The organism is Dasania marina DSM 21967 (assembly GCF_000373485.1).
Lineage (GTDB): Bacteria > Pseudomonadota > Gammaproteobacteria > Pseudomonadales > Dasaniaceae > Dasania > Dasania marina.
The window spans coordinates 456,246-479,035 of sequence record NZ_KB891586.1 but is presented as its reverse complement, the minus strand read 5'-3'; the positions used below and the strand labels follow the sequence as shown (position 1 = coordinate 479,035).

15 protein-coding genes are annotated in these 22,790 nt (G+C 46.7%); 10 read left to right on the top strand and 5 right to left on the bottom strand.

Going from position 1 to position 22,790, the window contains the following annotated elements; all coding sequences use genetic code 11:
• The first annotated feature begins 5 nt into the window (after positions 1–5).
• Positions 6–1,355, top strand: a complete 1,350-nt coding sequence (locus tag B067_RS0115045) for a glycosyltransferase (RefSeq protein ID WP_019530917.1) — start codon at positions 6–8, stop codon at positions 1,353–1,355.
• Here the strand turns inward: B067_RS0115045 and B067_RS0115040 are convergent.
• Positions 1,352–2,356, bottom strand: coding sequence for a zinc-dependent alcohol dehydrogenase (locus B067_RS0115040; protein ID WP_019530916.1), 1,005 nt, complete (start codon positions 2,354–2,356; stop codon positions 1,352–1,354). The genes B067_RS0115045 and B067_RS0115040 overlap by 4 nt on opposite strands.
• Before the next feature lie 4 nt (positions 2,357–2,360).
• Positions 2,361–4,136 (bottom strand): 1-deoxy-D-xylulose-5-phosphate synthase, encoded by a 1,776-nt coding sequence (locus B067_RS0115035; RefSeq protein ID WP_019530915.1) that lies wholly within the window; start codon positions 4,134–4,136, stop codon positions 2,361–2,363.
• 305 nt (positions 4,137–4,441) lie between these two features.
• Between B067_RS0115035 and B067_RS0115030 the strand changes: the two genes are divergently transcribed.
• From B067_RS0115030 to B067_RS0115020, 3 genes are read left to right on the top strand one after another with little or no spacing between them, the layout of a single operon-like run.
• A complete protein-coding gene (locus B067_RS0115030) occupies positions 4,442–5,659 on the top strand; it encodes an ATP-grasp domain-containing protein (RefSeq protein WP_156820853.1) in 1,218 nt (405 codons plus the stop codon).
• Complete coding sequence (locus tag B067_RS0115025) at positions 5,659–7,599, top strand: hypothetical protein (protein WP_019530913.1); 1,941 nt, start codon at positions 5,659–5,661, stop codon at positions 7,597–7,599. Before B067_RS0115030 ends, B067_RS0115025 begins: the two co-directional genes overlap by 1 nt.
• Positions 7,596–9,323 (top strand): cytidylyltransferase domain-containing protein, encoded by a 1,728-nt coding sequence (locus B067_RS0115020; protein WP_019530912.1) that lies wholly within the window; start codon positions 7,596–7,598, stop codon positions 9,321–9,323. The genes B067_RS0115025 and B067_RS0115020 overlap by 4 nt, the downstream gene beginning before the upstream one ends.
• On the opposite strand, the gene B067_RS0115015 is transcribed toward B067_RS0115020, so the two are convergent.
• From B067_RS0115015 to B067_RS0115005, 3 genes are read right to left on the bottom strand one after another with little or no spacing between them, the layout of a single operon-like run.
• Positions 9,320–10,117 carry a formyltransferase family protein gene (locus B067_RS0115015; protein ID WP_019530911.1) on the bottom strand — a complete coding sequence of 266 codons (798 nt, stop codon included), beginning with the start codon at positions 10,115–10,117 and terminating at the stop codon, positions 9,320–9,322. The two genes, B067_RS0115020 and B067_RS0115015, sit on opposite strands and share 4 nt — an antisense overlap.
• A gap of 9 nt (positions 10,118–10,126) precedes the next feature.
• A complete protein-coding gene (locus B067_RS0115010; protein ID WP_019530910.1) occupies positions 10,127–11,488 on the bottom strand; it encodes a DUF4910 domain-containing protein in 1,362 nt (453 codons plus the stop codon).
• Positions 11,488–13,965 (bottom strand): 6-hydroxymethylpterin diphosphokinase MptE-like protein, encoded by a 2,478-nt coding sequence (locus tag B067_RS0115005; protein ID WP_019530909.1) that lies wholly within the window; start codon positions 13,963–13,965, stop codon positions 11,488–11,490. Before B067_RS0115005 ends, B067_RS0115010 begins: the two co-directional genes overlap by 1 nt.
• A 179-nt stretch (positions 13,966–14,144) precedes the next feature.
• On the opposite strand from B067_RS0115005, the gene B067_RS0115000 reads away from it, so the two are divergent.
• From B067_RS0115000 to B067_RS0114975, 6 genes are all read left to right on the top strand, one after another.
• Positions 14,145–15,449 (top strand): motility associated factor glycosyltransferase family protein, encoded by a 1,305-nt coding sequence (locus B067_RS0115000; RefSeq protein ID WP_019530908.1) that lies wholly within the window; start codon positions 14,145–14,147, stop codon positions 15,447–15,449.
• Positions 15,446–15,724: a hypothetical protein gene (locus B067_RS0114995; RefSeq protein ID WP_019530907.1), complete on the top strand. Its 279-nt coding sequence runs from the start codon at positions 15,446–15,448 to the stop codon at positions 15,722–15,724. The genes B067_RS0115000 and B067_RS0114995 overlap by 4 nt, the downstream gene beginning before the upstream one ends.
• A gap of 144 nt (positions 15,725–15,868) precedes the next feature.
• Entirely contained in the window at positions 15,869–18,076 is a 2,208-nt protein-coding gene (locus B067_RS0114990; protein WP_083921436.1) for a putative bifunctional diguanylate cyclase/phosphodiesterase, read from the top strand.
• Between the two features lie 267 nt (positions 18,077–18,343).
• Positions 18,344–19,783, top strand: a complete 1,440-nt coding sequence (locus B067_RS0114985) for a sigma-54 dependent transcriptional regulator (RefSeq protein ID WP_019530905.1) — start codon at positions 18,344–18,346, stop codon at positions 19,781–19,783.
• A gap of 254 nt (positions 19,784–20,037) precedes the next feature.
• Positions 20,038–21,249: a sensor histidine kinase gene (locus B067_RS0114980; protein WP_019530904.1), complete on the top strand. Its 1,212-nt coding sequence runs from the start codon at positions 20,038–20,040 to the stop codon at positions 21,247–21,249.
• Positions 21,242–22,633, top strand: coding sequence for a sigma-54-dependent transcriptional regulator (locus B067_RS0114975; RefSeq protein ID WP_019530903.1), 1,392 nt, complete (start codon positions 21,242–21,244; stop codon positions 22,631–22,633). Before B067_RS0114980 ends, B067_RS0114975 begins: the two co-directional genes overlap by 8 nt.
• The last annotated feature ends 157 nt before the right edge of the window (positions 22,634–22,790 follow it).

Here is a 22,790-nt window from a genome sequence, read left to right as displayed (position 1 = left end):
TATATATGTCGGCATTAGAGCTCATACTTAAAAATAGTCTCGCAGCAGTTAATGTTGAAGCTATTTTGTCCGAACTGGATGCGTGTCAAGCGACTGGTCAGCTAGTGCTGATAGCAAAGGCGGAGTTTTGTGAAACGTTTTCTGTGGCTGAAAATCATTCAGTATTTAAACATGCATTGGTGCTAGAAGAGCTCAGTATTGAAGAGTTACTTGCTGCGGTGCACGATAAGGCCCTACATGTTTATTTTTTAAGTTATGAGGTGATGGGAGCTAGAGGCTACCGTGTCAATGAAACAGAAACGGTTAGTTCTCGTATATCGGCTTTAATTAATAGCGGCGCGACTATACTCTCTTATTGTTCGCCAGTGTCTAATGTTCTGGCGGCTATGGCGCGGATTGAGGTGCCTAAAGCTTTTTCAGGGCTGCAACAATATTTTGAGAAGCAATTATCTATTATTATCTTAACGGGCCTAAATAATAATAATAAATTTGTCGATATGCTCAGTTCTTTTACTGAAAATTTCCCCGCATCAAAGAGTTTAGAGTTAGTGATTGTTATCAATGGCTCACAAGATGCCAGTGTTTATACGGCTATCGATAAACTGTCACAAGCTTATGATCTTAAGCTGGTGTATCCACGTGAAAATTTAGGCTATGGCGGCGGCATGAATGCAGGTATAGCTGTGGCTAAAGGCAAATATATAGCGCTAATGCCCGATGACTTGGCTTTTTCAAAAAAAGACCCATTAGCGCCGTTGGTGCAGCTATTAGAGGATAAGCCAGAAGTGGGTATAGTGGGTGCTTATACTGGAGGTTATTGTTTCTCCTTAGCAGACCCTGAAAATGCCGATGGTTTAGAATATCCGTTCTGGGTGTTGCCCGTAGGCAATGTCAACGGGCCGCAGCGTTGTGCTTGGATTAAAAATAATTTTGTTGAAGTCGATTATGCTTCGGCTTTATGTTTTGTTTTTCGTAGGGAGTTGGGCGGTTATGAACCTAATTATTACCCCTATGGTTTAGAAGAAGTAGCATTTTGTTTGCGAGCTAAGCAGCAGGGGTATAAAGTATTTTTAACTGACGCCGGTATTAGCCATGATTTTGAAGCTTCGGTGACTAGGCGCAACTGGCTAAAAAATAACAAAATTAATGCTGTGCATTTGCCCTATGCCAATGCCTCTTATGAATTGCTGACAACAGTAGGGGAGCAGCTGCGCGACCCCCAGCAGTATTTTGGTTTTTCTTTATATTCGGTAAAAGGCCAAATGGCTAGGCCTGCCAACCCACCTATTTTATTGCAGCATATGCAGGGGCAGGTTGCAGAAATAGCCATATCAACAGCGCCGCTACCGAGTTAAACCTGTTGCGGTAGCACTATGCCTTTAATGAAATCTCCCGATCGGGCAATACTCTCCTGGTAGCCTTGTCCTACTGCGCTCAAGCTATATTGATGAGTGATTAGCTCTTCCATAGGGAAAATATCTTGCGATAATGCCCACATGGCGCGCTCCAAATCTAATTGCTTGTTTTGCGATTGATTGGGGTAGGCAGGTATTAATACCGGTGCACGATTTTGCAGGTAGTTACCTATGGTAATAGGCATGTTGTTATCGTAGGCGGCGGCTAATACTAACTTGGCTCTCACTTTAGCCTTACAGAGGCTGGCGGCCAAGCCCAGTGCCGAGGAGGTGCCTGCATAGTCTATAGCGATGTCTGCGCCTAAGTCTTGGGTGAGTGTCATCACTTGTTGCCAAGCATCGCTGGTTTTATTGTTGATAACAGCGGTAGCGCCAAAACGTTTTGCCATGGCTAGCCGGTTTTCATGATGACCCACCACAATTAACTGTGCCAAAGGTAGCTTTGCTAGTGCGGCAATAAGTAATTGGCTCATAAAACCATCGCCAACCACTAAAACGCTATCGCCGTATTGTGGCTGGCATTGGTTAATAATATTAATGGTCGCCATCAAGGGTTCGCCTACAGCAAACTGCGAGCGTGTTAAATAATTGTCGGGCACTTTTACCAGCATATCCTGGTTTTCTATAAAGTGCTGGGCAAAGCCGCAGCCACTATAGGTTAAACCCGTGACCACGTCGCCTAGGGCAAAGTTTTGTACATGTTTGCCTTTGTCGATAATTGTGCCTACCACTTCATGGCCTAAATCAGCGGGGTACTCTTTATAGCGAAATGAAACCCCGGGAGTGCCTACGGTGGAGCCGTCAAAAATAGGTACTTCAGAGGAGCATATGCCACAGGAGCTGACATCGATTAAAACCTGATCGCTGTTTAGTGCAGGTAATTCTACTTCCGTTACTTCAAAGCGATGGGCTGCAACAAGTTTTGCGGCTAGGGTTTTCATGATTTTAACCTTGTTGCTGTTGGGCAAAATGTTGACTAACGGATAGGCTGATGCTCTCTGCATCTATATGGTATTTTTTATAAATCCAATCGCGGGTGCCATGTTCAATATATTTCTTCGGAAAACCATAGCGCAAAATTGTGGGGCGCTTGCTGCCATTTTCTATGTTTTCAAAAACAAAAGAGCCTAGGCCGCCATCGAGAATATTTTCTTCCAGGGTGATAATGGTTTCAACCTGTTGCAGCAGCGCTTTAAGTTTAGGTTCCATAGTGGATAGGCAGGTAACGGCAATATGTCGGCTGTTAATATTTTGTGCTTGCAGCTGGGCCCGCACTTTTTGCGCATTTAAGTGCTGCATACCTACGCTGAGTATTAGGGTCTTTTCAGCGGCTTGTTCGCTAAGTTGGTAATCTAGCTCTAGCGGTTTCTGTGGGTCATCAATGGTGCCGCCATAGGGGAATAAAATAAGCGTGGGCCCGTTTAGATTAGCGGCTTCTCTTTTTAAGCAGGCTTTTAAATCTTCTTGATCGGCAGGGTATAGCACGCGCAAATTGGGCACTATGCGTAAATAAGATAAGTCTAAAAGTGAGTGGTGGGTGCAATGATCTAGGCCGGTGTGCCCTGAGCGGGCAGCGACCATCAGTATGGGGATGTTTGATATGCAGGCATCGTGAATGATTTGATCATACACGCGTTGTAGAAAGGTGGATTCAAAGCAAATAATAGGTTTAATCCCTTCTAGTGCCATGCCGCAGCCCAGGGTAATGGAGTGCTGCTCTGCCATGCCTACATCAATAACGCGCTGAGGGTATTGCTGCGATAGTTTGTAAATACCGGTGTTTTGTAAGGTGGCGGGGGTGATCACAAAAACCTTGTCATCTTGTTCTAGTAGCTCCCCTAAGCTTTGAGCAAAAGCTCCTGCGTGAGAAGGCGACTTAGGCCCTTCGGTATTCTCTAAGGTTTCTGTATTAAAAGGGAAGTTCCAGTGTATGCGTACTGGGCTGTTATCGGCCATGCTTTCCAGACCTTTGCCCTTAATAGTTTTTATATGTAATACCGCGGGGGCGTCCAGCTCCTTGTCGTAGTGTTTAAACAGCTGCACCAAGGCAATAACATCGTGGCCATCGATAGGGCCTTGGTACTGTAGGCCTAATTCGGTAAAAACATTGCTGCTTTTCTCAGGGTTGCGGCTAATCGCTTTCAGGTGTTCATGTAGCCCACCAAAATTTTTATCCAAAGCCATTTCATTATCATTAATAATTAATAGGGTTCTGCCCTTGTCGGCGGCCATATGGTTTAAGGCTTCTTGTATAGAGCCTTCAACCAAAGAGCCATCGCCGGTAACGGCAATGCTCATTTGCGTATTACCCTTTAGCCGGTTGGCCATGCTGGCACCTAAGGCTAATGATAATGATGCGCCGGCATGGCTAGAGGTAACGCGCTCAAATTCGCTTTCAGGGCGATAGGCATAGCCGGGCGAGCCACCATTTTGGCGTATCTCTTTTAGCAGGGGCAGCCGGCCAGTAAGCATTTTTTGTATATAAATCTGGTGGCCTATATCCCATACCAAGCCATCGTTGGGGAAGTCGAAGCTGTAATAAAGGGCAACGGTGAGCTCAATAACACCCAGGTTGACGCCTATATGGCCGCCTGTAGTGGCAATAATGGCGATAAGCTCTTGCCGTAATTCATCACAAAGCTGCGGCAGCTCAGTTAATGGAACGGCTTTAACCTGTTCCGGTGTCATGATTTCCTGTAGATACTGGTAGTCTTTGTACATTTTTTCACCGTTTTGTGGGTTAAAAGTTGCCGGGTTGAGGGCTAGCTATTTAATGGATGTTTTGTCGTTGCTGCCGATAGAGTAGTCATCGGCAGAAAGCTAAATCTATGTAATCAATTCGTCTAAACAAAGGGCCGTATGGGTACTAGTTTTGGCCATTTATTTTTAGCTAAGGCTATAAAAACTCCATATTTTTTAAATAGTTAGCCTTGATAATCGGTGTCGATAGTAGCAACTTTTCTGTGTATTATGAACTGCAAACCGCTATTCAGTGCAACATTAATGTCACTAGAGCCTTAAGAATAATGGAAACACTTTTAATTATCGGCGCTGGCCGTGAACAAGTGCCAGCCTATGCGTTGGCAAAACAAAAAGGTTATACGGTGGTGGGTACCGATATAGACCCCAATGCACCGGGCTTGAAAGCGGCAGACCATGCCCTTATTTGTAGCGCTAGAAATGTTGAGCAAACCTTGGCCGTTGTTAGCGAATTCGATAAAACGCATAAAATCAACGGGGTGATGACTATTGCCAATGACGTGCCCTATACCGTGGCACGAGTGGCTGAGTCTTTGGGTTTACCTTGTGCCGCCAGCGCAGGGGTGCAGCGCTTAACCAATAAATTGCATATGAAAGCCGACTTTCAACAGGCGGGGGTAGCAACCCCGGAGTTTTGGCCTATACAAACCTTGGCGCAATTAGAGCTGCAAGTGCAGCAGTTGTTTCCTGCCCCGCTAATATTAAAACCCAGTGATGGCAGAGGCTCTAGAGGGGTGTTGTATTTGGAGCCGGGCTGCGATTTAGCCTGGGCTTTTGCTCACGCGATGCAGTCATGTGCTAATGGCTATCTGATACTGGAACGCTTTGTTGCTGGTCCGCAATTGAGTGTAGAGGGTATGTTTGTGGGTGATAGTTATCAAGCTGTTGCCTATGCAGACCGTAATTATGAAAACATGCAGGCAACCAAGCCTTATATAGTCGAAGACGGCGGTATTATCCCCTCGCGGTTTGAGGGTGAGTTGTTAGAACAAATTCGGGATCTGATAGAGCGCGGTGCTTTAGCATTAGGTTTGCAGTGGGGCACAGTTAAGGCCGATATTGTGTTATCCGAGCAGGGGCCAGAAATTATAGAATTAGCGGGGCGTTTGTCGGGTAATTACTTAGCGACGCATCATATACCTATGGCCTATGGCATAGACTTGGTAGGTGTATTAATTGATTTGTGTATGGGTAAAGCCATAGCCCGGGAACGCTTAACTGAGCAGCATAAAAGATACCTAGGGGTGCGTTATTTTTTCCCGCCAGCAGGCAAAATTACCGCTATTAAACATGTAGACACTGTTTTGCAGCTACCCTATGTCAATATGTTAGATATTTATGCGCAGGTGGGTGATATGCAGGCCACTATTGATAACCATGGTGCGAGAGCAGGAACTATTATTTGTGAGGCGGATAATTATCAACAGGCAAAACAACGCGTCGAGGGTGCGGTGCAAGCGATAACGTTTGAGGTGGAGAGCTAATGCCCTCGCTATATGCCATCTTTCATTTAAATCTGGCATTTTCATCCATAGATGAAAAGCAGCATGAAGAGGTTATTCAGCATTGCTATTGGCCGTTGTTGCGCTTAGTTGAAGAAAGCGAAATACCTTTGGCGCTAGAGTTAACGGCCTACACCTTAGAATGTATCGCTAATGCAGACCCCTTATGGATTAGTAAATTTAAACAGTTGTTGGAGCTAGGGCGTTGTGAGTTGTTGGCCAGTGGCGACAGTCAAATCATAGGGCCTTTAGTACCCGCAGCGGTTAACCGCAAAAATTTATTACTGGGTTTAAAACAGTACCGTGAGCTTTTAAATTACCAACCCTCTATCGCCTATATTAATGAACAGGCGGTATCAAATGGCTTGTTAGATATTTATATTGATTGTGGTTTTAAGGCGGTAGTTGTTGAGTGGGATAATGCTCGAGCGTTAAACCCCGAGTGGCCAGAGCAGTGGTTGTTTTCACCAGTGCAGGCAAAAGCGGCTAGTGGTAGAGCTATTGCTGTTTTATGGAATTGGAGTATTGCTTTCCAGAAATTACAAAGAGTCGCCCATGGTCAATTATTTAATGATGATTATTTGGCCTTTGTTGACGATACGATTGCGCACCATGTAGATGTAAAATGCTTCCCTATTTATGGTAATGATGCCGAGGTGTTTGACTTTAGACCGGGGCGCTTTGGTGAGGAGGCGGCATTAAAAAAACGCTCAGAGTGGTCGCTAATATCCCATACCTTTAAAGCCTTAGCTGAGCGCTACCGCTGGGTCTTACCTAGTCAGCTATTAGCCGATAACCAGACGGCATTGCCGCTGCTTGAATTGGTGAATAGCGCCCACCCGGTAGCGGTAAAAAAACAGCGTAAATATAATTTAAGCCGTTGGGCAATAACCGGTAGAAATGATTTATGGCTTAACACCCTGTGCTTTGCCGAATACAAACGGCTACTGGCGCAAGATTCGTCTGATGAAAAATCATGGCAGCATTTGTGTCGGCTATGGGCTAGTGATTATCGTACCCATCTTACCGAGACACGTTATCAGGCTTTATTGGCAGACGTGGCTGCTATGGAAGCTGAGGTAATAACAGAAGCTGTAGGCGAAAAAAAGTCAGTCATTAGCGAAAATCAATACGCTGAGCATGGTTGTTACTTAGATGAAAAAAGAAATTTTTTACATGTTAATTATCAAGGTTTAACTGCCGTTATTAATTTATCCAGAGGCGGTAGTTTGGTGAGTTTGTCTTTCTCTGAGGCAGAACAGCCGGTCTTGGGGACTTTAGAGCATGGCCATTTTTCTCGCATAGAGCTGGGGGCCGATTTTTACAGTAATCACCTCGTGGTAGAGCTGCCTACGCAAAGGCAGCGCGTAACGGATTTACAACCTGTGCAGTTTTGCCTTTACCAGCAGGCCAATAGCCTGTGGTTGGAGATGAACCTAACAACAGCGTTGGGCCCCTTGGTAAAGTGTTATCAAGTTACCGCCACCGCACTACATTGCCACTATCATTTTTCGGGTTGGCAGCGTCCCGTAGGTAGCTTGCGTTTAGGCTGGTTGACCTTGTTGGATACGAGTCCTGAGCAGACTACAGTGGTTTGTCACCACGGCGGTGAATATGCGGAAACGATGGTGCTGGCAGAGGATGTGGATTATGGCCAAGGCGCTTCAACCTTGGTGTCTGCTAATAACTGCTTAGGGGCAACAGAGGGGGTGTTGTGGTTTGGTTGGCCGGGGCGGGGAGTTAAGGTTTCCTGGCCTCAAGAGTCTTGCGCTGCCATCCCCATGTTGTACAACAAAAAAATAGGCCAAGAAAGAATGACGCGTTTGTTTTTTTCTTTAGTAGAAATTGACGAAAGCCTGCAAGCTGGGGGTAAGCTGTTAGATTTTAGCTTCTCATTAGAAGCATGGCGGGGCGAGCCATGACTACGGAGTTAATTGTGGTAGGGGCCAGGCTCAATTCCAGTAGACTACCGCAAAAACATTTACTGCCCTTGGCGGGGCGGCCATTAATAGAACAGGTTTTTAAGCGTCTGCAAGCCTGCAAGAGTAAGCCTCTATTAGTGTTGGCGACAACGGCAGATGATTATAACCAACCGTTAATTTCCTGGGCTAGAGAATTTGGTGTAGAGGTGTTCACCTATCAAGGTGATGTTAATGATTTGGTGGCCAGAGTAGATGCTGTGGTTGAGCACTATCAGCCTAAACGTATGGTTTATGTTTGTGGTGACTGCCCACTGGTAGACCCAGACTTTACCGATAGTTTGCTGCAAACTTTATCAGCACATAAGGATTGGGAAGGTGTAGCTATAGACCCTGCCATACATCATCGTTTGATACATGAGGGCATATTACCTTTTAGCTATGCAGGCTGGAAAAAAGTTGTGCAGCATAGTATTACACCCTTACATAGAGAGCATGTGGCCCTAGCTGTTGCGGGGGGCGACATTCTGAATGTAGGATCTATTACCGTTGATGAGCGTTATTGTTTTAAGCATAGAATATCGGTAGATACGGTGGCTGATTATCAATTTATGAATCAAGTCTATCAGCGTTGGTATGCAAGCAACCCCGTGGATAGTTTGGTGGACTTACTTTGGTTAAAGGCAGAGCTGGCTGCCGACCCAAGTTTTAAAAATATCAATCAGCATGTTATGCAAAAAAGTGGCTATAAAAAATACGGTAAAGTTGTATTTGTTTGTGAGGCTTCTAGCCAAAAAGGTTTAGGTCAACTTACTCGTACGCTTAGTATTGCACAGCGATTACAAGAAGAGACGGGCCTGGGCACAGAGATTTTGGTGCTGGGTGATAAATTGGATTTACCAAGTTTACGATTTAATCATGTTTCATGGTTTAGTTGTGAATCGGCGCTATGTGAGCATTTGAGCAATGTTGATGTTAGTGCTGTTATTGTCGATGTATTCCCGCAGCGCTTAATTCAGCCGCAGCAGTGGCAGCATGTTTTAACTGCGTTGAAAGCCAACAACATAAAGCTACTAGGTCTAGATCAGCTCTACCAATGGCCGCAATATTTTGACGCGATCATGGTGCCTACCTTGGCCTATGGCGGTGAAAAATTGCCCCATATATATGCTGGCCCAGAGTATATTTTTTCACAGTCTAGCCCTACTAATCATGCCACTATTAAATCGAATAATTTGCTGGTGCTAACGGGGGGGAGTGATGCTTTTCACTACGGCCAGTTTTTACCTTGCTTATTGGATGAGCAGCTTACCGCCGGCACGACGGTGGTGTGGGTGCAGGGCCCCTATGCGCAAGGGCCCAAGCTGCCCGAACAGCCGCGGTTGCGTTGGCAGTTAATACAATCCCCCGATACTCTGCAGCCATTAATGGAGCAATGCGATGCGGCGATAAGTGTTTATGGCGCTAGTTTTTTTGAGTTGCTGGCAGCCCAAGTGCCGTCTGCTGTGTTGTTGCCCGAGGGTATGGTGAGCCAAGCCGAAATTGATGTGGTAGTTAATAACAAACTAGCATTATTGATTAAGAGGCAGGACTTTTCGCAAATCAATGGGTTACTACTGGAAGGTAGTGTTAGGCAAGAAATAGTGGCTGCCATGGCCGATTTTACCATAGGTGGTGGCGTTAAGCGTACTGTTGATATTATTGCTGGCTTGTTAGATCAACATTAAAGTGCGAATTGCCTGTGTAATTCGTAGTTTTTTATTTGGAAATTACCATCTAAAAAAGCATCGACAATTTGATCGTTGTAATAATCATAAATCATATGCAAGTGAGCGGGCCGCCAATCGCTAGCCAGCCAGAGCTTGCCAGAGCTTGTTTGTGGTTTTTTGATTAGCGTTTTGTCACGGTAAAATTTTTCTATGACTTTGGGTAACTCATAAGCGATATCGCTAACGGCTCTGCAGGCTATGTCGTGTAGTTTGTCGCCACGCACCATGGGGGCGGCGTTTTGGTGTATAACGGAGCCGGCATCTAATTGTTGGCTTAAGTCGTGTACGGTCATGCCAGTCATTTGTGGCTCTAACATATAACTAGGCCAAAAGTGGGTGATAGCGCCTCGGTACCAAGGGGAAAGGCCGCCATGAATATTCCACTTTTCGCCTTTGGCGCAGGCTAGTATATGTGGCTCTAGTTTGTGCACGCCATAACTGATGACGATGTCAGGGTTAATATGTTTGATAAATTCAGCAGTTTTGTTGCCATTAAGTTCATCCATACTGACGTTTAAGGTTTTTACCGCAGGGAATTCTTTAGAGCTAAAGAATTTATCTTCTGTGTTGGCTCGCTGTAAAAAATGATGGCTAAAAAGCTTGGCGGTCTGATCGGCTAAGTCTGCCGGTGGTGAGGGTAAGTGCTCTTCTCGCTGCTCTATGATTAGGGCATTTAACATGCCTGCTTCATGTAATTGGCGTGCAATATGGCTGTGCCTAGGATGGGAGCCGGTTAAAAATAATATATTCATATTTTTTTGTTAGTAACTCATTAATTGATGTTGTTCTAATAGCTCTACAACCAGCTTAAGTTCATCAATGCTGCATTGGCATTTTTCAGCAATATAAAATAAATCATGCTGGCCGTCAGCTAAGCTCAGTAGTTGTAAAATATGGTGCAGGCGAGTACGGCCATCTACTTCTTTATCATCAGAGTTTGCTCGAGTGCTGGCGGCATTAACATTGGGGTACAGCCCTCTGGGGCCTAGCTGAGGTTCGCCATAGGGGGCTAGGTTGATAGGCTTGCCGCAAACCTCTGCATACAATAAAAACTGTTCAATGCTATCAACGCTTTTAATCAGGCTGTTGATATCCATAAAAGCTTTATCATCTAAAGAGTTATGGTAGCCATCATAATTTCCGTAGCAAGTTCTGGCGATTTGGCTAACGGGCAAATTAAAGCCTGGTGAACCGTATTGCCGTTCATCAGAACCGCCTAATGGTGAATAAAGCTCATAGTCTAAAGGTTCAGCTATGGATAGGTCTTTACCGGTGATAGCGTTGGCCACCTTGTCGAATAAGCTGTTATCGTTGCGGCTCGCTTTGTAACGCAGTTGCTCTACAGGGCCGCCTAGACAGGTTAGTACCATGCCGGAGATTATGTTTTGGCTAAGTTTCTGCCCATGCGTGTGTAAGAAACATAGTGCGCCTATAGTTTCTGGATTGAGCAAAAATCTATAACTATAGCGCCGCTTCGGCCATTTTTGAATGCGTCGGTATAGGGCTAGTAGTACCAGCGGCCCAGACAGCTCGTTATTGGCGAGAGAGGGGTGGCAGAGATAACTACTTAATAATATTTCTTTTTTGCTCTCTCCTGGTAATAAGCACTGCCCAAAAGGTATACCGCCGTCTACAAAGTCAGATTCAATTTTGGCGTGATAGGTTCCAGCTGTTAGTGTTTTCTTTTTTTGGTCACTAATGCAAAAACCCCAATTTTTTTTGTAATAGCTGGTGACATAAGGGATTGCCGTAGGCAGGTTTGGTAGGCTGTATAGGTGCGGCAGTAGCTCATTTAGGTCAAGCTTTTTATCTATGCTGGTAGAGTAGTTAAGCACATGCAAGTTACTGTCGTTGCTATCACAGATAATACTGCCGTCTGGGGCGGTGAGAACAGCACGTTTAAAATGCCATTCTTGAGGTGTCACCCAATCAAAGACTTTTGTTCCGGTAGCGACTTTTTCTATTTGTATAGGCATGTGGCGTTTAAATACAGCTAGCGACTCTTCTATGCCCGGGCCACTAATACTTCTTGTGATCGGCCACAGCTCATCAAAAGTGGCGCTTAAAAACGCCTTCTCGTCGCCATCAATAAATGCTTGTTGGGTTTTCTCTCGTATATTCATTAAGCTTTTAATTCTAAGGCTAGGGTGTTTTCAGGATCTATCTCTAGCACATGATTGAGCACCATGTCGGCCATGTCGTCTTCCTTTATGGCTATATAAACCTTGCCTAGGCTAATCCAGCAAGGTACGTCGTCGGGGTGCTCTTGCAAATAGCTAGTATAGATTTGTATGGATTCATTGATTTTATTATTTAAATATAAAATATTGGCATAGTGTGGCGTATATAGGTGAGAAATATTAGAGAGCAGCAGTAAGGCGTTTTCCGCCTTTCCTGTGTCTTGCTCCCCTAAGCTTAGATTCAAAATGGCTTTTAAGGCGTCTTCTCTAAGTTGCTCCGGTTTGGTTTCTGAAAAAGAGGCCAGTGCCTTTTGTGGTTCGTTAAAGCATAAGTGATAAAAGGCTAGAGCTAAGAAATACAAATGTTGTTCTATGCTATTCGCATCAAGCGAGCTATTACTTTTTAATTCGTTGGCAATTTTTAGTAGTTCACCATGATCGTTTTTAAACGCCATGCTGTATATTTTATCCTCGGTGCCGGTCGTGTGGTCGACAGCAGCATAGGCTTTTGAATAGCTGGTTTCTGTTGCGTTGATAGTCTGCTGAAGCTCTGCGCAAAGTTGTTGCAAGGTTTGCTGTTGTTGCCGGCTTAGCTGTTTATAGATTTCAGGATTTCTGTCTATCCAAAGTTGTGCTCTGCCGGGTTGTTGGTCAGCTTGCCACTGGTTAATGAGTTGCTCAACATTGGCTGATTTATTACATTCTTGCAGACGACTATTTACTCTGATAATGCTGGAATTAATATGCCACTTTAAAGATTCAGCGCTTTTCATATAGGCTTGATAATAAGACTTGCCGTTGTTTTCTAGCTCTTTGTCGCTGCTGGTATTTTGGTCGTCTGGCTTTAAAAAATCAATAAAAAACTTTACCCCCATAGTTTTTAAGAGCGTTGTTAGGTGCTGAAAATTGTTGTCTAGAGTGCGTTGTATGCTATCAACTTTTTGTTTGGCTTTGAGGTTGTAATTACCATTCTGGTCTAGTTTAAATATCTTTTTATTGTGTTTAATAGCGTCTTTACAGAGACTTAATATTTTATCAAGTTCTTTTACTGTTTTTTCTAGTTCTGAAATGACTGCCAGATTATCTTGAATATACGCTTCGCGACTAATATCAGGAACTAATTGGCAGGGTCTAAGGGTTGTTCTTGTTGTTAAGTCTATATTTGCAGTGTTTATATGTTCTATGCCGCTTACGGCAGCCGCACTTGATGAAATGTTGATCAGGGTTTTCCCCATTTGCGCAATTATGTCAGCTTGCTTCTCGAGGTGTTGTACGGCTTGCTGCATTTGCCTGTCGGTTGTTGCTTGGTTGCCGGCATAGGTGGTCACGTTTACACCTTCAAAGCCCAGGTGGGCAGTCATGACACCCTCTTTACCCCCTTGTACATGGCTGCTGCCATCGGCCGCAAAACACAGGTCTACCCCTGCCAGTAATATGCGGGAAAAACCCATTTCGGCTGCTGCACACAGCGCCGTGTTAGTCACTGTAGGCCCTGCGAGAGCTGCGGCCTCTGCATCCATAGTGTTTTCCCAAGGATAGCGACTCCCTAAAAATGCGTTTTTGCCATGCCATTGTGACAGTAGGGTGGGAACTACATGATAGGCGTTAATAAATAGTGTGTCAGAGGGGAATAGTAGTAGTTCTTTGCTGATATCAAAGCTGATGGCCATGGGGTCGGCGCAGACTATGATATCGGGTATGATGCCTTCATTAAGCAAGCGATTTGATAGCCGTGATACGGCAAAAATAGTGAGTTTTTCTCTATGCGTTTTAATCCACGCTATATGCTGCTCTAATGATGGGCCTGCACCTAGCACTAAGCAGGTTTCACCATTGTATTGATTACTGAGTAGCTTTGCCGAAATATTATTTTCGGAAAGGTTTTTTAATTGGCAGGCGGTATAAAGCTCTTCGCACAATACATATTCAACTTGGTATATTTTTTCTTGTAGCTGCTCGTTTAAGTCTGTAGTCAGCTGGTGGTAGCCTGGGTCTAATTTGTCGGCAGCAGCTATGGAGTTGTGTACATGTACTGCGTTGTTAAAAATATATTGGTCAATAAAAATTCTGTCGGTCTGTTGAATGAAATCACTGAGCTTGCATAAAGTAATATGTTCTGGCCATTGTTGCAGCTCCGGAGTAATGGCTTTAACGGTATCTATAAGGTGATCTAACTCAACAAACAGATAAACAGCGCTGTTGGGCAAGCCTTGCTTAATCAGGTGTTTAATTAATAGGCCTGAATCACTACCTATTACTATATGCAAGCTATGTGTTAGCCATAGTTGTGTTTTGAAATGTTTTTGGAATACGTGCTGGGCTCCCTCACGTTCAAGCTCCTCGGGGGTAATCGCAGGTATATAAGTATCACTAAAGCGATTGCAGTGAGTTTTTTGCAGTATATTCGAGGCCGCTGTCATTACTGTTCCTAAGTATTGTGGTGGTGCATAGTCAAAAAAATAAACGACCTTCTCGCCAGATGCATAATCTGTGCCGGTTATCAAAATCGTTTTTTTGTTTTATCTGCTTAGACTGCACGATGGAATGTCGTATAGTAAGGCGTTTGTAAACATAATAACTACGCTAAAAATAAATAATAATGAATATGTTATCAGAGAATCTTGCGGTTATTGAAAATCGCTGGCCGACGCTACTTGCTTTACTTAATGAGAGTGGCGGTACTCAGCTTAACGCCAATGTTATTCAGGGGCAGGAGCAAACCCTTGCCATAGAGCAGGTGCAGCTGTGTAGCCGCCATAATCGTGAGGCAGAAGCGCAGTTGCAGGCACTGGCAGTACCGGAAAATGCTAGCCATGTCTATTTATACGGCACTGGCATGGGGGATGTTCAGCGTGTTTTATTGGCGCGGCCAGGACTTAAGCAACTGCATGTCTATATCTTAAGCGAAGCGGTCTTTAAGTTGCTTATATCACATACCGATCAACGCTTTTGGTTAACTAACCCCAGGGTTCAACTGCATTTCGCTGATATCTCAGCTAGGATATATAGGCCTTTTATTGCTTTGCCAGCCGATATGCAACTGGCTTCCGACAGGTATATATCGCTAGCTAATAGGGTAGGCGCCCACTTGCAGCAGTATTGGCTAGAGCGTAAAACCATAGAGGATGAGAACGTGGTGCAGGCTCGTTTTCAGCAAAACACACCGCTATTACAGCAGGATGGTGATGTACGTGAATTGATCGCCGAGTATAGCGGGCGTTACTCAAGAGCCATTATTGTTGGCGCCGGGCCGTCCTTCGAGCGGAATATTGCGCAATTGCAGTCCTTGCTACAGGAGGAGGGGAATCCTCCGCTGGTAATTGCTGTTGATACGGCCATGCGGGCGCTGCATGGCGCTGGGGTTATTCCCGATATTGTCTGTTGCATAGATCGTTATATACACGAGGATCACTTGGCTATAGCGAGCAGTCAGCAATGCCATTTAGTTTATTTCCCTGTGGTGCAAAACAGCTTGCTGACAGCGTGGCAGGGGACTCGCTATGCAGCATATGGGGATATTTCTCTATACCATGACTTGTGCGCGCTATACCCCAAAGGTCGTTTGTATCTAGGGGGCAGCGTGATTCACCCGACTATCGATTTGGCCCAACAAATGGCGGTGCAAGAGTTGGTTTTATTTGGTTGTGATTTTTGCTTTATTGATAATAAAACTCATAGTTATTGGGGCGATGAAGAGTTGGGCATACATACGCAACAGGCCATGTCTAGCTGTTACTTGCTAAACGGCCATGGCGAACGAGTACAATCCGTGCCCAATTTGGCTAGCTATCTGTCAAGTTTAGAGCTGTATTTGGAGGCGCATAAGCATCTTAAGGTTTATAACAGTTCTCGCTTAGGGGCGGCTATCGCTGGAACCTGTTATTTAGATGAGGTGAGTTTATGATAGATACCGGTGAGCTAGCTGAGCAGTTAATAGCAACAGCACATTTGTATCGTCTAGGTAAGCACCTGGAGGCTAGCAATAGAATTATTAGTCATACTGAGTCTTTTGAAGCGCTGCTGTTAACGGTGCCGCCAGTCTGTTTACCGCAGTTTCATCAAATTTCAATGAACATGTTATATGCTCAACAGCGTCAGGACTGGATAGGTTTAGCTGATGATTTGGAATACGATTTTGTTAGTCTGCTGGGGCAGCTTAATAACCCCCAAAGCTGTTAAGCTAACTATTTGTGTATAGGGCGGTTTTTCCAATAAACGGGGCTGCTGCACAGGAATAAATTAGCCCTATGAGGCTCTGTCATCTATGCTTCTGGTTCAGGCTTTTCAGTAGAAGGTATAACAGCCTATTTAATAGGCGTTTTTTTGAGGTTTCCATTGGTCGATATCACTCCATCAGCTACCACCAGCGAACAGGATCGAGCGATTATCCTCGTTGTAGAAGATAATCCTGTTGAACGTCAATTAGTGAGCAAAATCCTGCGCAATGCCGGCTTTGAGGTGGTAGCGGTAGACTGTGGTGGCGTAGTGCTGGAAACTATGGAAGCCTACCAGCCCGACTTAGTGTTATTAGATGCTTTGCTGCCGGACATTGACGGTTTTGATGTTTGTCGCGAGTTGCGCTTACACCCCAAGGGTTATTATCTGCCCATATTGATGCTTACTGGCCTAGATGATGTGGACTCGATTAACCGCGCCTATGAGGTAGGCTCTACCGACTTTTTCACCAAGCCTATCAATCACAATATGCTGATACACCGCATACGTTACCACCTGCGCTCTAGGGCGATGATGGATAAGCTGCGGGTTAGCACCCAGTCGCTGGAAAATGCCCAGCTTATCGCCAAACTGGGCTACTGGGAGTACGACTTTGGCCGTGAGCGCTTTACGATTACCAATGAGATGTTCAGTTTATACGAACTGGGTAAGGGCTGTAGCCCTGATGATAAAGCGCTGTTAGATAAGCATTGCCACCCCGATGATAAAGAGTGGGTAGAGGCCACGGTGGCCAGGGCGATCAAACAGCGCAAAGAAGCCCGTATAGAGCACCGCTTTGTGACCCCGCGGGGGCAGGTGCACTATATAGAGCTGCATTTAAATCTGATGCGTGATGAGCGCAATAACGAAAGCCATATGCTGGGTCTGGGTGTTGATATCACTGCCCGTAAAGAGTCTGAAAAAGAAATCCTACGCTTAGCTTATTTTGATCGGCTTACGCGCCTGCCCAACCGTTCACTATTGGAGCCCATGCTGGATCAAGCGATACCGCGGGCCCATGTCAGTGGCAAATGCGTGGCGGTGATGGTGCTAGATTTAGACATGTTTAGCCGTATCAATAACTCCATGGGTCACGCTGCCGGTGATGAGGTGTTGTTGCAGTTAGCTGAGCGTCTAAAACTGATGTTTAAGGTTGCTGCCCCGGACGTGGTGTTAGAAAACCTATCTACTACCAAAGAAACCATTAATTCTGGCGATAGCGAGATTATAGGGCGCATAGCCTCCGATACCTTTATCGCCATATTGCCGTTGGCGGACAGACAAAGTCACCAGGTGGCCGATTTTGCCGCCAAGATAAAATCCAGCTTTCAGCAGGCTTTTATTTATCGTGGCCAAGAGCTATTCGTTACCGCCAGTATAGGCTATGCCTATTCTGAATCAGGCGGTAGCTCCGCCGAAACCATCATTCAACAGGCTGATTTAGCGCTGCATGAGGCCAAGGCCGAAGGGCGCAATGAGATACGCCAATACAGCGGCGACTTAGTGGCCAAGGTTTCCAACCATTTATCCATACAAGGGGACTTGCGTCGCGCGCTGGATACCAACGAGTTTGAATTATTTTATCAGCCTAAAATATCAACAGTAGACCAGTCCATATGCGGTTTCGAAGCCTTGGTGCGTTGGTTTCATCCGGTTAAAGGCATGGTTCCGCCCGATCAATTTATCTCAGTTGCTGAAGATACTGGGCAAATTGTCGAGCTGGGCACTTGGGTGCTGGAAACCGCCTGTGTGCAGGCCAAGCGCTGGCTGGATGAGGGCTTGATTGATGCCAAAATGGCAGTTAATGTCGCGGCCCGCCAGTTTAAAGAAAAAAACATTACCGATTTAGTACGTAAAATACTGCAGCGCACCGGCCTACCTGCCAGCAATCTAGAGTTAGAGATGACTGAAGGGGTGCTTATGGCCGACCCCAATATCAGTAGCATTGTGGAAGTGTTGCGCAGTGAAGGGGTTTCTATAGCCTTAGATGACTTTGGCACCGGCTATTCCTCATTAAGCTATATCACCCGCTTTCCTATAGATACGATTAAAATCGATCGCTGTTTTGTCCAAAACATTACCCTAGGCTCCGATAAGGCAGCTATTGTTACCGCCGTTACCAATCTATCGCATACCTTAAATTTCAATGTGGTAGCCGAAGGGGTGGAGAATGAAGAGGAGCTGGCAGTGATTAAAGCTTTGGGCTGTGATGAGGTACAGGGCTATCACTACTGCAGGCCTATGTCGGCGGGCGACATCACTGAATGGATAAAAAACCGTCAAAAAAAACCACTGCCGCTGAGTAGTACCAATTAATATCACAATATCTCTGTCGTTTTTCGAAAATCCCGTGTCATTAAATTGACTCTCATGGCGTATTAGGCTTTACTGCATGCCATGTCGCTGTGTTGTAACAATAGTTACCACCAATAGCTGCCACCAATAAATGATAATGGGCTAAAAGCCCGGCAAGCTACACCAATACAGCCCAGTACACCCAATATAGTTTACGTTTAACTCATAGGCCTTAGTGCGCCCTCAACGGTGAAGACTAAGGCTGCTTCTTAATAAGGTTCGTGGTCCATGTGGGATGAAAATAGCGTTATTGTTGTAGATGACAATGAGCAGCGTAGGCACGATGCCGCAGTAATATTAGATTTTTTGGGTGACAGCCCTTTTAGCTGCACCGGTGAGCAATGGCGCGAGCTGATTGCCAAAGCGGAAAGTGATAGCCGTCAAGTTAAAGCCCTAATTTTGGGTGACAACAGCAGCGAAACCTTAGCGCAGCGCTTGGAGGATGCCAAGCAATGGGATGCTTCCTGCCCGGTGATTTTAATGGGCGAACACGATCTCGATAGCGTGGGCGACGAAGAGCTTAGGCATAAAGTCATCGCACAGTTAAGCTTTCCCCCCAGCTATAACAGCTTTATGGATTCCCTGCACCGAGCGCAGGTTTACCGCGAGCAATACGATATACGCGCCGGCCGCGTGCGCCAGCGCGATGTGCAGTTATTCCGCAGCCTAGTGGGCAGCAGCCGTGAGCTACAGCGGGTGCGTGAAATGATTACTCAGGTGGCCGATAAAGAAGTTACCGTCTTAGTGACTGGTGAGTCGGGCACGGGCAAAGAAGTGGTCGCCAGAACCCTGCATTACAACTCCACCCGTCGCGATAAGCCCTTTGTGCCGGTTAACTGCGGCGCTATCCCCCGCGAATTATTAGAAAGTGAATTATTTGGCCACGAAAAGGGCGCGTTTACCGGCGCTGTCACCTCGCGGGCCGGACGCTTTGAAATGGCTCAAGGTGGCACCCTGTTTTTAGATGAAATTGGCGACATGCCACTGGATATGCAGGTTAAAATTCTGCGTGCCCTGCAAGAGCGCAGTTACGAGCGGGTAGGTGGCAATAAAACCATTAAGGCCGATGTACGGGTGATCGCCGCCACACACCGCGACCTAGATAAAATGATAGACGAGGGTGGCTTCAGAGAAGATTTGTATTACCGCCTCAACGTCTTCCCCATAGAAATGCCCGCCCTGCGTGAGCGAGTGGAAGATATACCGGTGCTGCTGAACGAGCTCATCACTCGTATGGAAAACGAAAAGCGCGGCTCTATACGTTTCAACTCGGCAGCCATAATGTCGTTGTGCCATCACGAGTGGTCGGGCAATGTACGCGAGCTGGCCAACCTGGTCGAACGCATGGCCATACTCTATCCCTATGGGGTGGTGGGGGTGCAAGAGCTTCCGAAAAAATTCCGCCATGTAGACCCCGGCAATGAAGACTTAGTATTACCCGAAGGCGAGGGCGGCAGCATGCCCTCCATTGTCGACACCGATGCCACCGCGCTGTTACCCGTGAACGGCATAGACCTCAAAGAATACCTCACCAACCTAGAAAGAAGCCTTATCCAGCAAGCCATAGATGACAGCTGTGGAGTGGTCGCCCGCGCCGCCGAGCGTCTCAAAATACGCCGTACTACCTTAGTGGAGAAAATGCGGAAATATGATTTACAGCGGAAGTGACCTGCGGTCAAAGCTTTAAGCTACAAGCTACAAGTGAATGCCTATCTTGAAGCTTGCCGCTTGTGGCTTAGCGCTGCATCCCCCGCCAACTCCTTGACGAAGCCACCTCTGTGTGGCTTTTTCTGTTTATAAGTCATTGTTTTTATTGGTTTTTAAAAGTGGGCATGGCCCTTGCAATAGTACTATTAACGCAGTAGTTAGAGCCAGTTATTTGGCTTTTGTGTAACCCCTGAGATGATAGCGCTGGAGCGATAATGCCGGTAACCGCAGTGATAAGCCCTTCCACGTCCAAGCCTACAAGTGCCGCCAATACCATTAGCGATGCCTTGGCGCTGTTTAACAGTGCCTCTACGCAATTGGCCGACAACTACCATGAGATGGAGCAGCGGGTAGATACCCTCAGCGAGGAGCTGCATGAGGTCGCCGAACAGCGCTTGCATGAGCTGCAAGAGAAAGAGCGCTTATCCGACCACTTAGAAAGCCTACTTAATGTGCTGCCTTCCGGTGTCATCGTTATAGACAACCGCGGCCGCATACGCGACTGCAACCCTGCCGCCATCACCTTCTTAGGTGAGCCCTTAATTGGCGAGCTGTGGCGTGATGTGATTAGTAAAAACTTTTCTCCCCGCGGCGATGATGGCCACGAAATCTCGCTGAAAGATGGCCGCCGCGTTAGCTTGGCTACCCGCTCTTTAGAGAAGGATGGCGGTCAGCTTATTGTACTTACCGATATGACCGAAACTCGCGAGCTGCAACGCAACCTCAGCCGCCACAAGCGCTTATCGGATATGGGGCGCATGATGTCCTCACTGGCTCACCAAATACGCACACCGCTGTCGGCCGCCATGCTTTACGCCGGCCATCTCTGCGACTCGGCGCTGAGCAAAGAGCAAAGCCAGCGCTTTTCCGAAAAAATCTTATCGCGCCTGCAGCACCTAGAGCGGCAAGTACAGGACATGCTGATCTTTGTGCGCGGCGACGTCAAACTCACCGATGCCGTTAGTGCGCAGCAATTGATGGACGACCTAGAATCCGCCATCGAGGTGGTCATGGCCAGTCATCAAGCCAGCTACGAGCTGCATAATCACTGCCCCGACAAGCAGGTGCAGTGCAATAGCGACAGTATGCTAGGGGCCTTAGTGAATTTAGTGAATAACGGCGTACAGGCGGCGGGTGAGCAGCCCGCGCACCTGCGTATAGAGCTATCACAACTGCAACCCGATACGCTCAGTATTGCCATTATCGATAACGGCGTAGGTGTTAGTAAGCAGGTACTTGCTAACCTGGATGAGCCCTTTTATACAACTAAGCCGCAAGGCACCGGCTTAGGTTTGGCGGTGGTGCGGGCAGTGGCACAAGCCCATCATGGCCAGTTTAGCCTCAGCCCTGAACCCGGCGGCGGTTGTCGCGCCTGCATCACCTTGCCGCTGATCAATAATGCTGGCCAGGGAGCAGAGTATGAGTAACACTCCAAGCCTAAAAGCCACCATTTTAGTGGTGGAAGATGACTTAGACCTGCGTGAAGCCTTAGCCGACACGTTGGAGTTGGCCGGTTGTAAGGTCACTCAAGCCGACAGCGCCGAGCAAGCCCTCACGCTATTGCCTAGGCAAGCCTTTGATATGGTGGTGTCTGACATCAATATGGGAGCGATGGATGGCATGGCGCTATTAAAAGCTGTGCGTCAGGATTACCCGCAACTGCCCATGTTATTGATTACCGCCTATGGCAGTGTCAGTGCTTCGGTAGAGGCTATACGCAATGGTGCCGTGGACTATTTGGTTAAGCCTTTTAAGCCACAACTATTGGTGGATACGGTAAGCCGCTATGTGGGCGTGGCCAGCCCCGGCGACGATGAAGGCCCGGTAGCGGTAGAGCCCTCCAGCCAGCAATTACTGCAATTGGCCCAGCGCGTGGCTGCCACCGATTCTACGGTATTAATCTGTGGCGAGTCGGGCACTGGTAAAGAGGTGTTGGCGCGTTATATACACCAGCAATCCAGCCGTGCCCAGCAGCCTTTTATCGCGATTAACTGTGCCGCCATACCCGAGAATATGTTGGAGGGGATGTTATTTGGCCACGAGAAGGGCGCGTTTACCGGCGCCTATACCAGCATGCCGGGAAAGTTTGAGCAAGCCAATGGTGGCACGCTGTTATTAGATGAAATTTCGGAAATGGATATTAGCCTGCAAGCGAAGTTGCTGCGGGTAATCCAAGAGCGCGAAGTAGAGCGTTTAGGCGGCCGTAAAACCATTAGCTTGGATGTGCGTATTCTAGCCACCACCAACCGCCATTTAGCGGACGATGTAAAAAACGGCCGTTTTAGAGAAGATTTATATTATAGGCTCAGCGTATTCCCCCTCAACTGGCTGCCACTGCGCGAGCGCAAGCAAGATATACTCGCCATCGCCCAGCGGCTATTAAACAATCACACGGTAAAAATGGGTCGGGTCAACGCCTGCTTTGACCAAGCGACTCAGCAAACCCTGATCAATCACCCTTGGCCGGGCAATGTGCGGGAGTTGGATAATGTGGTGCAGCGCGCCTTAATTATGCAGTCTGGCAATGTCATTACCGTCGCCGATCTGCGCATAGACCCTTTCGCTCCAGCGGGCTTAGCGCCAACCGGTTTAACCCCAGCAGGTTTAACAAGTGTCGCAGTAGAGTCCTTAGATGACAGTAATGTGTTGGGCAGTGACTTACAGCAGCGTGAATTTGAAATTATTCTAAGCACCCTGCGTTCCGAAAACGGCTCGCGCAAAAACACCGCCGAAAAACTGGGTATTAGCCCCAGAACCCTGCGTTATAAAATTGCGCGCATGCGTGATAATGGCATAAGCCTAGGGGCTTAGAAGTCGCCGCAGGCGACAGGGGTAAGCTACAAGCGGCAAGCTATAAGTAAAAGAAAAAACGGACTTAGTAATTTAGAGGGAGGCAAGTTAACATTTTTACAGCTTACAGCTTACAGCTTACAGCTTACAGCTTACAGCTTTGGCTGCCGCTGTCAGC

Coding starts and splice junctions, on each gene's coding strand:
- B067_RS0114980 (WP_019530904.1), top strand. CDS start 20,038: ATGCCGGTAACCGCAGTGATAAGCCCTTCCACGTCCAAGCCTACAAGT.
- B067_RS0115030 (WP_156820853.1), top strand. CDS start 4,442: ATGGAAACACTTTTAATTATCGGCGCTGGCCGTGAACAAGTGCCAGCC.
- B067_RS0114995 (WP_019530907.1), top strand. CDS start 15,446: ATGATAGATACCGGTGAGCTAGCTGAGCAGTTAATAGCAACAGCACAT.
- B067_RS0115000 (WP_019530908.1), top strand. CDS start 14,145: ATGAATATGTTATCAGAGAATCTTGCGGTTATTGAAAATCGCTGGCCG.
- B067_RS0115015 (WP_019530911.1), bottom strand. CDS start 10,117: ATGAATATATTATTTTTAACCGGCTCCCATCCTAGGCACAGCCATATT.
- B067_RS0115040 (WP_019530916.1), bottom strand. CDS start 2,356: ATGAAAACCCTAGCCGCAAAACTTGTTGCAGCCCATCGCTTTGAAGTA.
- B067_RS0115035 (WP_019530915.1), bottom strand. CDS start 4,136: ATGTACAAAGACTACCAGTATCTACAGGAAATCATGACACCGGAACAG.
- B067_RS0115010 (WP_019530910.1), bottom strand. CDS start 11,488: ATGAATATACGAGAGAAAACCCAACAAGCATTTATTGATGGCGACGAG.
- B067_RS0115045 (WP_019530917.1), top strand. CDS start 6: ATGTCGGCATTAGAGCTCATACTTAAAAATAGTCTCGCAGCAGTTAAT.
- B067_RS0115025 (WP_019530913.1), top strand. CDS start 5,659: ATGCCCTCGCTATATGCCATCTTTCATTTAAATCTGGCATTTTCATCC.
- B067_RS0115005 (WP_019530909.1), bottom strand. CDS start 13,965: ATGACAGCGGCCTCGAATATACTGCAAAAAACTCACTGCAATCGCTTT.
- B067_RS0114975 (WP_019530903.1), top strand. CDS start 21,242: ATGAGTAACACTCCAAGCCTAAAAGCCACCATTTTAGTGGTGGAAGAT.
- B067_RS0114985 (WP_019530905.1), top strand. CDS start 18,344: ATGTGGGATGAAAATAGCGTTATTGTTGTAGATGACAATGAGCAGCGT.
- B067_RS0115020 (WP_019530912.1), top strand. CDS start 7,596: ATGACTACGGAGTTAATTGTGGTAGGGGCCAGGCTCAATTCCAGTAGA.